This is a genomic window from Mesorhizobium sp. B283B1A, from assembly GCF_020165735.1.
Lineage (GTDB): Bacteria > Pseudomonadota > Alphaproteobacteria > Rhizobiales > Rhizobiaceae > Mesorhizobium > Mesorhizobium opportunistum.
In genome coordinates, this window is record NZ_JAIUIQ010000065.1 from 16,201 (window position 1) to 28,625 (window position 12,425).

Genomic DNA, 12,425 nt, shown 5'->3' on the forward strand with positions numbered 1-12,425 from the left:
CCGATGGAGATTGTCGCCTGCTCATAGCCGGTCAGACGCTGGCGGCTACGGGCGACGCGAGCGACGCGGCGAGCTGAACCAACTCGACCTGCCGCCGCACGCCGGTCTTCTCGAACAGCCGCAGCAGATGCGTCCTGACCGTGCTGCGGCCGATGTTGAGAACATCGGAGGTCTCCTCAACCGTACGGCCCGCCGCGATCTGCTCGAAGACGCGCGCCTCGGCCGGCGTCAGGCCGAACAGCGCGGCGACCAGCGCGGTCGGCGCGACAAAGGGTGTATCCGCGCGTGCGACAAACACCGCCGCCACCACGCTGGCATCAAACGCCCCGCGCCCCGGGCGCAGCGGCAGGACATGCAAGGCTCCAGCCGAGCCGTCGCGCCAGCGCATTGGAACTCCCAACCCCTTGCGGCCGATGGCGCTCTCGTCCTGCGCTGCCTGGGATACCGCGACCGCCAGCGCGCTGGACACGGCGGAAACGCTGGGGCTGAGAATCCCGTTGCGGATGTTCAGCAGCTCGCCCCCGGCGACAATCGCACGCGCTGCCGGATTGGCATGCACGACATGCAGATCCGCGGTGGTGAGAAAGACCGGTGCCGTCAGCGTGTCGAGCACCGACTCGAAGGTCGACCGGGCGATCGCCGCGATGTCGAGCAGCCGGTTGATCGTCGCGGCGCGCTGCAGGTGCGGGATCAACAATCGGGCGGCCTCGATCTGCAGATCGTTGATGGGAGCGGCATCGACATGGCGGCTGAAGGACAGTGAGCCGAGACCACGCCCATCGCGCGCGAGCGGCACCGCCAGGGAATCGATCATGCCTTGCGGTTTACCGACCTCCACAAAGTAGCGGTTCGTCGTGTTGTCGAGGTTGGGATTGAGCTGGCTCAACACCGCCGGTCGATCCATCGGCAGCGAGCCCACCACCGCCATGCCACCCCATAGCTCGAGGACTTCAGCGCCGTAGCTGGCCATCTGGTCGACATAGGGTTGCGGGATGTTGCTGGCTACGTTGACCAGCACCTCGCCCGACGGCAGCGCTTGCAGGCGGAGGGCGGCGGTCCCGAAGCCGAGCGCGATGCGCATCTCCTCGATCGCGACGGGCCAGCGCGCGGGATCGATCGCGGCGTCGTAGATCAGCCCGATCAGTTCGGACAATTGAGCCATCGATAAAGCAGAACGCATCGCACCATACCCTTGCTGCATGGCAGCAAAATGAACGCATGATCCGGATCGGGCAAGTCCTGTCATCTCCCAAGGGAGATGGTGATCCAGTCTTTGGCGGTACCATCGGGCCTTGGTCGCCGCTATCCACCGAATGGTGGAAGACGCGACATTTTCTTTGTGTTCGTTTGCGTCCGTCGGGTGCTGCGGTCCTGCGCGGAATTCGAGGACGTTGGTGTTTGCAAAGGCGACTGCTGTCTGGGGACGACAGCACAAAGCGTCGGTAGCACAACTGCTTGGTTTCAGCCCAGCCATGGCCGGAGCCTGTCCACCGGCCTGGCTATCGCGCGGGACCGGTCAGCCGCCGGCGGGGCGACACCGGGTCACTCGTCCGGGTCAGCTATTTGGCAATGAAGCGAGGGTTTGGACGTGATTGCAGAAACGATTGGACGGGCGAGCATACCGGAGGACGCCATTGCCGCGACAAGGATCAGAACTGTGACGCTGACTCGTCGTCTGCGACTACACATTGCATCGATGTCTGCCGCGACAGCGGCTTTCGTGCGCGCGGCATCCTCCCAAGTGCCCGCTCTCGGGACCGCAGCCACCATGGTGGTCGCGGCGGCCGGCGTCGTCGCCTTCGCGCCAGACCCGGCGCGGGCGGCGGGAGTCATCTGCCAGGATTTCAATGGTCAGGATGGTGGAGCGGCTTTCGCGCAGACGTCATCCGGCGGCACCGCATGCGGAAGATCGGCCAATAGCAATGGCACTCTCTCGGTTGCGATGGGCAATGGCGCGGGTGCCTTCGGGGACAACAGCGTGGCGCTCGGCGTCAACGCCGGCGCCGGTGGACTTGTTTTCGACACGAACGCGGGCGGCCTGACCACCGACTACAACAATGCGAACACGACGGCCATCGGCACTGGGGCCGAGGCCGGCGCCGGCGGGGCGAACCAGGCCAATGCCACCGCCCTCGGCACCGCGGCCCAGGCGAATGCCGTGAACGCCACCGCCCTTGGCAGCTCGGCCCAGGCGAACGGCGGCAACGCCACGGCCATTGGCAACGGGGCTACGGCAAATGCCGTGAATGCAATTGCTCTCGGCGACGCTGCGACGGCCAATTATGACAACTCCATCGCCATCGGCGTGGGCGCAACGACGACGCGCGACAACCAGGTCATGCTTGGCAATGGCCTCAACACCTACACGCTGACCGGCGTCGCTTCGCAGGCGAGCAAGGCCGCGCAGGCCGGCCCTACCTATCTGATGACGACGGACAGCACCGGCAATCTGGCGGCGTCGACGTTCGATGTGGCGACGCTTGCGAACCTGCCAGCACAAGTCGCCCAGAACAGCAGCGATATCAGCACGCTGAACAGCACTGTGAGCAGCCACACGAGCGAACTCGCCGATCACGAAACGCGCATCGCCAACAACACCACGGCGATTGCGGTGCACACGACCGAGATCGCGGACCTCGACACGCGGGTAACGACCAACACCACCAACATCACCCAGCTCGACGGCCGCATCGGCGCACTCGAGGCCGGCTTCCAGGATCTCGGCGACCAGATCAGCGAAAACCGCACGGAAGCGCGTGCCGGCACCGCGCTGGCGCTGGCGACGGCGGGGCTGCGCTACGACGACAGGCCTGAAAAACTGTCGCTCGCCGGCGGCTTCGGCCACTTCAAGGGTCAATCCGGCCTGGCGCTTGGCCTTGGCTACAACACCAGCGAGGACTTCCGCCTCAACGCCGCTCTGTCGGCCACCACCAGCCATGGCGATGTCGGCGTCAGCGTCGGGGCGTCATGGACGCTGAACTGATGCGGTCGGCATGATCCGAGGTGCGAGGGGGCTGGCTTGAAAAAGCCGCTGGCGGCCGCGTTCCCCCAGACGCGGTCGCCTGTCTCCCCGCCGGCGGCTCGATCTCGGATGAACTTCAGAGGCCACATGGAGCACCCGCAATCTTCATCGGTCAGGCGGATGGCGCGGGCGGCCGCGACAGCCTTGCTGTCGCTCGGCCTGTTGGCGGCATCCCAGGGCGCTGCGGTGGCGCAGGCCAAAAAGACGGAGAAGGGCGACAAGGTCCACGCCGCCCGCCCGGCCAACATCGACCGCAACGGTGTGCTGATCCTGATCCGGGGCACGCTGCTGGCGCTCGACCAGGCCAACAAGACCGGCAACTACACGGTGCTGCGCGATTTCGGCTCGCCGAATTTCCAGGCCAACAGTGCCGCCCAACTCGGCGACATCTTCGCCAACCAGCGCAAGCAGGGGCTCGACTTCGGCGCCGTCGCGGTGCTCGAGCCGCAACTGACCTTGCTGCCGCAGATCGAGCCGAACGGCATGCTGCACATGGCTGGGTTTTTCCCGTCGGTGCCAATGCAGGTCAATTTCGAGCTTTTGTTCGAACCGGCGAACCGGCAGTGGAAGATTTACGGCGTGTCGGTCAACCTCACCTCAGGAGCGCCGCAAGCGCCCGACACACCCGTCGCCGGGCAACAGAAACCTGACGAGGCCGCCCCGCCGCCGGATGCACCCTCGATGACCGTGCAGCCGAAGAAGGCGGCGAAGCCGTGAAGCGGCACGCGCATGCAGCCGCCGCTAGAGCAACTCCAGCCGCAGCGCGCTTGCCAGCAGCGACAGCGCGAAGACGAACAGGCCCGAACTGAAGACGAGATTGACGGTGCGCAGCCCGCGCGCGCTGAGCCGCTTGCGCAGATGGTTGGTGGCCAGTGTCAGCGTCGTCCACCAGGCCGCCGAGCCGAGCAGCACGCCGGCCGAGACAATGGCCAGGCTTTCCCAGGACGGGATGCCGGCTCCCAATATCCCGGGCGTGAGCGTGAAGAAGCCAAGCAGCGTCATCGGGTTGCCCAGCGTCCAGAACAGCCCTGTCACATAGGCCCGGCCCGATGGCATGCGCCGCTGCTGGCCAGCGTCCAGCGACGGCGTCAGCCGCGCCGCCGTCACCGCCATGTACAACAGGAACATCCCTGCGCAGAGCTGCAGCAACATGTGCCAGCCGATCAGCACATGCGCCACCGCCCCAAGCCCGGCGGCGGCAATGGAGGCATAGACCGAGTGTGTGGTCGCCGCCCCATAGCCGGTCGCCAGACCCGGTGCGATGCCGCCCGCGATCGTGCGCTGCACGCATAAAAGGCCGGTGGGACCGATGGGAGCCGCGACCGCGAAACCCAGCAAGGCCCCACGCATCGCACTCAGGAAAAGTTCCGTTGTGCAGGACATGCCGACAGATCTTCCTTTGGCCGCACGTCGTCGGGATTCCCGGCCAGGCGACACCCTGGCTAGATGCCGGCCAAGGCCGGCAACGGGCGCCCCGCTTTCGCGAGCTGCTTCGATGTTCTTCGGGTAAGACGGCCGTTGGCGGGGCTGACAAGCACGTCGTCTTGAAGTTCTCTCCAAGTATTAGCTAGATGTAATGTGTCTGCGCATAGACGCCGTTCCGTCCCGTAGCGTTCAAGACCTGGCTGATGTGCCGACGCATTACTGGCGGAGGAGAAATGCAATTCTCCCGATGCGTGTCACGTGCCTTGAACTCAGTTCAACCTCAAGCCGGCGCACTCAATCACAAAACAGGCATCCCGGCGTCCACCATTTGGATTAGGCTTGACTCCCAACTTCTATTTTTTTCTACTGACTTTCAGTTGGCTTTCGGTGTGCCCCCCACCTCCGCGTCGACTTCAGACAGCAAAATCGCAAAACTCGAACGAGGGATTGATCCCGTTGAAGCGATGTCGGCGCAGCAGCACGCGATGCTTGACAGTGACCGTCAACCCGCGCGGGCCGGCATGACTGGCGACATGACTGGCCGCTCCTATCCGGCGGAGCGCATTTCGGAACTCATCGGCAGGATCTACGATTGCGTCCTCGATCCGGCGCGATGGCAATCGGTGGTTGAAAGCATCCGCACCGAGCTGGACTTCTGCTACGCGGTTCTCGGCGTGTATCCGCTTCCGGGCGGGGAGGTTACGCTCGGCGTTGCGACCGGCATCGATTCGGTGAAGCTCGGCGAGCTTCCCGCTTACGGCCAGGACCTCGTCGATCTCTGGGGTGGTGACACCAAGGTAAAGCAATATCCGCTCGAGGAGCCGATCGCGCAGTCGCAGGCCGTGCCGGATGCCGCGCTTGTCGCCAGCCGCTATTTTCTCGAATGGGCCCAGCCGCAAGGGGTGGTCGACGCGGTCGCGATCGGATTGGAGCGCAATGCGCGCATGGTTTCCACGCTTTCCTTCGGACGGCATGAGACGGCCGGCATCGTCGGCAGCGCCGAACTCGACGCCTTGCGTCTCCTGGCCCCGCATTTCAGGCGCGCCATCGCCATCGGCCAGCTGCTCGAACTGCAATCGATAGCCGCCGCCAACGTGTCGTCGGTGCTGGACGGCCTCTCGGTCGGCGTCGTGCTGGTCGATGAACTGATGACACTGGTCCACGCCAATCCGGTCGCCGAGGCCATGCTGGCCCGCAAGGATCCGATCAAGGTCAGCAATGGCCGCCTTGTCGTCTCGGACGCCTCGCCCGCGATCTCGTCGGCGATAGAGGACGCGGTCGCCCAGGCCGCCGGCAACGAGGCCGCGCTCGGGCGCCGCGGCGGCACCGGTTTTCCGACACGTGGCCTGTCGGGAGAGCCGCGCATCATTCATGTCCTGCCGCTGAAGCGGCGCGAAAGCCGCCCGGGCCTGTTCCGGCGAGCGATAGCGGCCCTCTTCGTCGCTCCGGTCGACAGACCGATAAGTCTTCCCTTCGATGCGTTCGCGGCCCTCTACGGCCTGACCCCCGCCGAGGTTCGCATCGTGGAACTGATCGTCGCCGGCCGCACCCAGCGCGAGATCGCAAAGGCCCTCGGCCTGGCCAGCGCGACGGTCAAGACACATCTCCTGCATGTTTTCGAGAAGACCGATGTTCGCCGCCAGGTCGATCTCGTGCGGCTTGTCGCATCGCTGGCATCGCCCCTCTGACGGGAGGGCACGATCACGGGATGACCAGCCGAAGATAGCCGATCCCTTCATGCAGCAATTGCAGGAGAATTCCCAATTTGGCAAACGGGAGGCAAAGCCATGCTTCAAATGGCTTGTGATTTGACAACCCGTTCCGTGTACCTGAGGTTAAGTATAGTAATCTTATCGACATAGAGAGCCGGAGACGACGATGAGAGGCCAGACCGACCGTATCGGGGCGATCGCCGGCGCCGGGTCCCAGCCGTGGGCGTCGGGGCACGCAAGCCGCGTTTCTGTGTCCGTGGCGTCACAAGCCGGGCCTAAAATGGTCGCAACGCTTGAAAACCAAGCAAGATCAATAACAATTGGCTTGTATATCATGTCACTAGAATTTATGTGTCATGGATGCTTGGACGCGGCGGGGAGGCACGCTAGGCGTTTCGCGACGGATGGCTCGAGGCCATCGCATGACAGAGAAACGTTCGGTTCATGCTCACCAAAAAAGGCAAGTACGGCCTCAAGGCGCTGGTCCACCTGGCGCGGATGCCCGCCGGACAGCTCGCTTTCGTCGGCGATATTGCGACCGGCAACAACATCCCGAAGAAATTCCTCGACGCCATCCTGGGCGAGCTGCGCAATGCCGGCTTCGTCCAGAGCCGCAAGGGCAAGGACGGTGGTTATCGCCTGGCGCGGCCGGCCGACGAGATCAAGATCGGCCACGTCGTGCGCGTGCTCGATGGTCCGCTGGCGCCAATTCCATGCGCCAGCCGCACACAATATCAACGCTGTGAAGACTGCAACGAGGCGACATGCCAAGTCCGACATCTGATGCTCGAGGTCCGGCAGGCGATCGCCGAGGTGCTCGACCAGCGCAGCCTCGCCGAAATGCGCGACATCGGCCTCGGCGACCTTGCGGACGCGACGGGCAGCGACGATCTTGCAGTCGCGGTCAAGATCCAGGCCTGACGCCTCGCACCCTGATACTTGGCATGGGACTGGAATGCGCATGAGCGGGCGCGCCAATTCCATCATCATCGTCGGCGGCGCCGCCAGCGGCGTCGTGCTGGCGGCGCATCTCTTGAAATCGCCCAATTCCGATCTGCGCGTGACGCTGGTCGAAAAGCGCCCGCATTTCGGCCAGGGCATCGCCTATTCGACGCTGCTGTCGGCGCATGTGCTCAATGTCAGCGCCGCCGGCATGAGCGCCTATGCCGACGATCCCGGCAATTTCTGGCGCTGGCTGCTGGAGCGCGGCCTTGCCACCCAGGACCAGGCGCCGGTCTATGCGCCGCGCAGCGTCTATGCGCGTTATCTCGGCGAACTGCTCGACGAGCTCGAGGCCCGCGAACTCAAGACGGGGCGGCTTCGCCTGATCCGCGAGGAAAGCCTGTCGATCACGCCCACCGCGTCCGGCGTCGAGGTCGCGCTCGCCAACGGCACCAGCGTCGTCGCCCATCTTGCGGTGCTGGCCACCGGCCATGACGAGGAGCCGGCCCAAGGCCATGCGATCAGGATGGGCTCGGAAGCCGACACCGCGCTCGCCCCGGACAGCAGCGTCATGGTGCTGGGCACCGGCCTCAGCATGGTCGACGCGTTCCTGGCGCTGGAACAGCGCGGCCATCGCGGGGACATCGTCGCGGTGTCGCGGCGCGGCTTGCTGCCGTCACCGCACCGCAAGGGCAACCCGATCAAACTCGACGTCGCCGATATCCCGCTCGGCACCCAGCTTTCCTATTTCGTCGGCTGGTTCCGCAAGCTGATCAAGGAAAACCAGAAGGCGGGCGTCGACTGGCGCGACGTGGTCGATGGCCTCAGGCCGTTCAACCAGAAGATCTGGCAGAACTGGCCATCCTCGGCCAAGCGCCGCTTCGTCGAACACACCAAGGCGTGGTGGGACATCCACCGCCACCGCATGGCGCCCGAAGTCTACGCCCGGGTGACGCAGGCCGTGCAGTCCGGCCGCATCCGGCTGGTGGCCGGCCGCGTCATCGATATCGCACGCGGCGAGGAATTCGCGGTCAAGGTCCAGTCGCGCCACACGCAGCGCCTCGAAACCTTCGACGTCGCCCGCATCTATGATTGCTCGGGCATCGTGCGCGACATCTCGACCTCGTCGAACAGCGTGGTGCGCTCGCTGGTCGACCGCGGGCTGGCCCGGCCGGACCCGCTGCGCATCGGCCTCGACGTGTCGGCCAATTGCGAGATCATCGCCAGCGACGGCGCGGTTTCGGCCAAGATCCTGGCGGTCGGCCCGCTGACCAGGGGCACCTTCTTCGAAATCGACGCCATCCCCGATATCCGCGTGCAGTGCGCGCGGCTGAGCAAGCGATTGCTGGGGTAGGCCGGTCAAAGGCCGCGGGACAGCGCCCCCCTCTGTCCTACCGGACATCTCCCCCTCAAGGGGGGAGATTGGATGTCACAACGGCTTTCGCCAATTTTCAGCGATGAAGAAGAAGCGATGAGGCCAAAGCTGCCAATCTCCCCCCTTGAGGGGGAGATGTCCGGCAGGACAGAGGGGGGCGTGCCCCACTGACCAGGCTACAACCCGGAATTTCATTCCTTATCTGGCCGGCCGATTGGCACGTTCTATCTTCTTTCCGACTGTAAACGGCCGGAAAAGAGGCTACGCTGCCGCCCAGCCTGCGAGGCGGTCGCTTGATCATGGAGCATCTGAATGAGCAAGCACAAGATCGCTGCCCTGGGTAGCGCCCTCTCGGACGGTCCATCCTCCCGGCTGCGTCCGCCCCACAAATCGGTTCTAGACCTGATCGGCCAGACGCCGGTGGTCGAGCTGACCAAGTTCGACACCGGCAAGTGCCGGCTGTTCATCAAGCTCGAAAGCCAGAATCCAGGTGGCTCGATCAAGGACCGCATCGCGCTGTCGATGATTGCCGCAGCCGAGAAGGAGGGCAGGCTGAAACCGGGCGGCACCATCGTCGAGGCGACCGCCGGCAATACCGGCCTCGGCCTTGCCCAGGTCGGCATTCCCAAGGGCTACCGCATCGTGCTGGTCGTGCCCGACAAGATGTCGCGCGAAAAGATCCAGCATCTGCGTGCGCTGGGCGCGGAGGTGCGCATGACGCGCTCCGATGTCGGCAAGGGGCACCCCGAATATTACCAGGACATGGCCGAGAAGATCGCGGCCGAGGTGCCCGGCGCCTTCTATGCCAACCAGTTCGCCAACCCGGCCAACCCGCTGGCGCATGAGACCACCACCGGCCCGGAAATCTTTTCGCAGCTTGATGGTGATGTCGACGCGGTGGTGGTCGGCGTCGGCTCGGGCGGCACGCTGACCGGGCTTGGCCGTTACTTCGCCAAGGTTTCGCCGAAGACCGAAATGGTGCTCGCCGATCCGGTCGGCTCGGTGCTGGCGCCCTTGATCAAGACCGGCAAGATGGAAGAGGCCGGCAGCTGGACGGTGGAAGGCATCGGCGAGGATTTCGTGCCGCCCAATGCCGATTTGTCGCTGGTCAAGAAGGCCTATTCGATCACCGACAAGCAGAGCATGCTGGCGGTGCGCGACCTGCTCTCCCGGGAAGGCATCCTGGCCGGCTCATCCTCGGGCACGCTTTTGTCGGCCGCGAGCAGACCTCGGCCAAGCGCGTCGTCACCTTCGTCTGCGACAGCGGCAACAAATATCTGTCAAAGGTGTTCGACGACTTCTGGCTGGCCGAGCAGGGGCTGGCCGAGCACGAGCAGCATGGCGATCTGCGCGACCTCGTGATGCGCACGCACCGCACCGGCGACACCGTCTCTATCGGCCCGGACGAAAGCCTGCTCAACGCTTATGGCCGCATGCGCCGTTCCGATGTCTCGCAGCTGCCGGTGCTCGACAATGGCAAGCTCGTCGGCATCGTCGACGAAAGCGATATTCTTGCTCATGTCGACGGTCCCTATGACGGACGTTGGGAACGCTTCAACATGCCGGTGCGCACGGCGATGACTTCCAACCTGCACACGCTGCAGGCCAGCCAGACGCTGGATGCTTTGCTGCCGGTGTTCGACCGCAACGAGGTCGCCATCATCTTCGACGGCGACGAGTTCGTCGGCCTGATTACCCGCATCGACTTGATCAACCATTTGAGGCGCGCACGATGACTGCAAATTCCTCGCCATCGGGCAAGAACCGTCTGGCTTTCTCGACGCGCACCATCCATGGCGGCCAGAGCCACGATCCGCTGACAGGTGCCGTGATGGTGCCGATCTACGCCACCTCGACCTACGGCCAGCAGTCGCCCGGCGTCCATAAGGGCTTTGAGTATGCCCGCAGCCAGAACCCGACGCGCTTTGCCTTCGAGCGCGCCGTGGCCGACCTCGAAAGCGGCTCGGCGGCTTTCGCCTTCGCCTCCGGGCTGGCCTCGATCGCCACCGTGCTGGAGCTGCTCGATTCCGGCGCGCATATCGTCGCCACCGACGACATCTATGGCGGTTCCTTCCGGCTGATGGAGCGGGTGCGCAAGCGCTCTGCCGGCCTGCAGGTCTCGTTCGTCGATTTCACCGATCTTGCGGCGGTGGAGGCCGCGATCCGGCCGGAGACGAAGATGCTCTGGGTCGAGACGCCGACCAACCCGCTGCTGCGCATCGTCGACCTCGAAGGCGTCGCCGCACTTGCCAAGCGCAAGGGCATCCTTTCGGTCGCCGACAACACGTTTTGCAGCCCCTATATCCAGCGGCCGCTGGAACTCGGCATCGACATCGTTGTCCATTCGACGACCAAATATCTCAACGGCCATTCCGACATGGTCGGTGGCGTCGCCGTCGTCGGCGACAACAAGGAGCTGGCCGCCCAGCTGAAATTCCTGCAGAACGCCATCGGCGCCATATCGGGTCCGTTCGACAGCTTTCTGGCGCTGCGCGGCCTGAAGACGCTGGCGCTCAGGATGGAACGGCATTCGGACAACGGGCTGAAGATCGCGCAGTGGCTGGAAGCCCGCAAGGACATACGCTGCGTCATCTATCCCGGCCTCGCCAGCCACCCGCAGCACGCCATCGCCGTCCAGCAGATGTACGCCTTCGGCGGCATGATCACGGCGGTGCTCGACCGCGACCTAGCCGGCACAAAACGCTTCCTCGAACGCACGCAGCTGTTCACGCTGGCGGAAAGCCTGGGCGGGGTGGAGAGCCTGATCGAACATCCGGCGCTGATGACGCATGGGTCGATCCCGGCCGAGAAGCGCGCCGAGATCGGCATCTCGGATTCGCTGGTGCGGCTATCGGCGGGAATCGAGGATGGCGATGATCTGATCGCGGACCTGGAGCAGGCGCTGGGGGGATAGCTCATCCCCGGTTGACCCCGCACACCATCTGCCCGAATTGTAGCGCCCATGGCCACGCGCGAACCTCCGAAACCCACCGAACCCCTCACCTTCGCGGTGCTGGTGTTTCCCGGCTTTCCGATGATGGCGTTCAGCTCGGTCATCGAGCCGCTGCGCGCCGCCAATGTGCTGGCCAAGCGGCAGTGCTATCGCTGGATCATCGTCGGCGGCACGAAAGGGGCGGTCGGGGCTTCGAACGGCGTCGTCATCCAGCCGGGCTTTTACGCCGAGGATGCGCCCAAGGTCGACCGGATCGTGGTGTGCTCGGGCGGCGATGCCGATCACCTGGTCGCCGAGGACGCGGCGAGCTGGATCCGCCGCAGCCTGCGCAATGGCGCCCATATCGGCGCGGTGGCGGACGCGGCGTTCTTCCTGGCTCGCGCGGGCCTGCTCGACGGCCATGCCTGCACCTTGCACTGGACCAGCCAGGCCGCCTTCACCGAGGCGTTCCCGAACATCGAGCTGCGGCGCGACCTCTATGTCATCGACCGCAAGCGTTTTACGTCGGCCGGCGGCGTCGGCAGCCTCGACATGATGCTGGAGATCATCACCCGGGATTACGGCGCCGAGCTTGCCGCCGGCGTCGCCGAATGGTTCGTGCACAGCCAGCTGCGCTCCAGCGTCGACCGCAAGCTGATGCCGCTCAGGCTGCGCACCGGGGTGCAGAACGAGCTGGTGCTGTCGGCGATCGCCATCATGGAGGACGCGGTCGAGGAGCGGCTCGGCATGGCGGAGCTGACGACGCGGCTCGGCGTGTCCTCCGACAAGCTCGAGCGCAGTTTTCGGTCCGAACTCGCCATCTCGCCCAACGGCTACTACCGGCGGCTCAGGCTGAAACGCGCCGCCGACCTGCTGGCACATTCGACGCTAGCCGTGCGCGACGTGGCGCTGGCCTGCGGCTTCGCCTCGATGTCGAGCTTTGCCCGGGCTTTTCGGGAGGAGCATGGGCACGCGCCGAAACTGGCTCGACGGCATTAGGGTAGTCAAAGGAATGGC

The 12,425-nt window shown here is 64.9% G+C and carries 9 protein-coding genes and 1 pseudogene; 8 read left to right on the forward strand and 2 right to left on the reverse strand.

Annotated features, from left to right (window positions below; all coding sequences use genetic code 11):
* Positions 1 to 31: 31 nt before the first annotated feature.
* Positions 32 to 1,153 carry a helix-turn-helix transcriptional regulator gene (locus tag LB577_RS31230; protein WP_224690264.1) on the reverse strand — a complete coding sequence of 374 codons (1,122 nt, stop codon included), beginning with the start codon at positions 1,151 to 1,153 and terminating at the stop codon, positions 32 to 34.
* A 543-nt stretch (positions 1,154 to 1,696) separates the two neighbouring features.
* Between LB577_RS31230 and LB577_RS31235 the strand changes: the two genes are divergently transcribed.
* On the forward strand, positions 1,697 to 2,983 hold the full coding sequence (locus LB577_RS31235) for a YadA-like family protein (RefSeq protein WP_224690265.1): 1,287 nt from the start codon (positions 1,697 to 1,699) through the stop codon (positions 2,981 to 2,983).
* Between the two features lie 126 nt (positions 2,984 to 3,109).
* Positions 3,110 to 3,739 carry a hypothetical protein gene (locus tag LB577_RS31240; RefSeq protein WP_411969362.1) on the forward strand — a complete coding sequence of 210 codons (630 nt, stop codon included), beginning with the start codon at positions 3,110 to 3,112 and terminating at the stop codon, positions 3,737 to 3,739.
* Between the two features lie 24 nt (positions 3,740 to 3,763).
* On the opposite strand, the gene LB577_RS31245 is transcribed toward LB577_RS31240, so the two are convergent.
* Positions 3,764 to 4,405: a LysE family translocator gene (locus LB577_RS31245; protein WP_224690267.1), complete on the reverse strand. Its 642-nt coding sequence runs from the start codon at positions 4,403 to 4,405 to the stop codon at positions 3,764 to 3,766.
* 527 nt (positions 4,406 to 4,932) lie between these two features.
* On the opposite strand from LB577_RS31245, the gene LB577_RS31250 reads away from it, so the two are divergent.
* The 6 genes and pseudogenes from LB577_RS31250 (at position 4,933) to LB577_RS31275 (ending at position 12,407) form a co-directional block, all read left to right on the forward strand.
* The gene (locus LB577_RS31250; RefSeq protein ID WP_224690268.1) at positions 4,933 to 6,135 is read left to right on the forward strand and encodes a helix-turn-helix transcriptional regulator; all 1,203 of its coding nucleotides are present in this window, start codon (positions 4,933 to 4,935) and stop codon (positions 6,133 to 6,135) included.
* A gap of 468 nt (positions 6,136 to 6,603) precedes the next feature.
* Complete coding sequence (locus LB577_RS31255; RefSeq protein WP_224690269.1) at positions 6,604 to 7,080, forward strand: RrF2 family transcriptional regulator; 477 nt, start codon at positions 6,604 to 6,606, stop codon at positions 7,078 to 7,080.
* Positions 7,081 to 7,120: 40 nt separating this feature from the next.
* Positions 7,121 to 8,455 (forward strand): FAD/NAD(P)-binding protein, encoded by a 1,335-nt coding sequence (locus LB577_RS31260; RefSeq protein WP_224690270.1) that lies wholly within the window; start codon positions 7,121 to 7,123, stop codon positions 8,453 to 8,455.
* Between the two features lie 333 nt (positions 8,456 to 8,788).
* Positions 8,789 to 10,212 (forward strand): annotated as a pseudogene (locus tag LB577_RS31265) (pyridoxal-phosphate dependent enzyme).
* On the forward strand, positions 10,209 to 11,390 hold the full coding sequence (locus tag LB577_RS31270; protein ID WP_224690271.1) for a trans-sulfuration enzyme family protein: 1,182 nt from the start codon (positions 10,209 to 10,211) through the stop codon (positions 11,388 to 11,390). The pseudogene LB577_RS31265 and the gene LB577_RS31270 overlap by 4 nt, the downstream one beginning before the upstream one ends.
* 48 nt (positions 11,391 to 11,438) lie before the next feature.
* On the forward strand, positions 11,439 to 12,407 hold the full coding sequence (locus tag LB577_RS31275; protein ID WP_224690272.1) for a GlxA family transcriptional regulator: 969 nt from the start codon (positions 11,439 to 11,441) through the stop codon (positions 12,405 to 12,407).
* Positions 12,408 to 12,425: the final 18 nt, after the last annotated feature.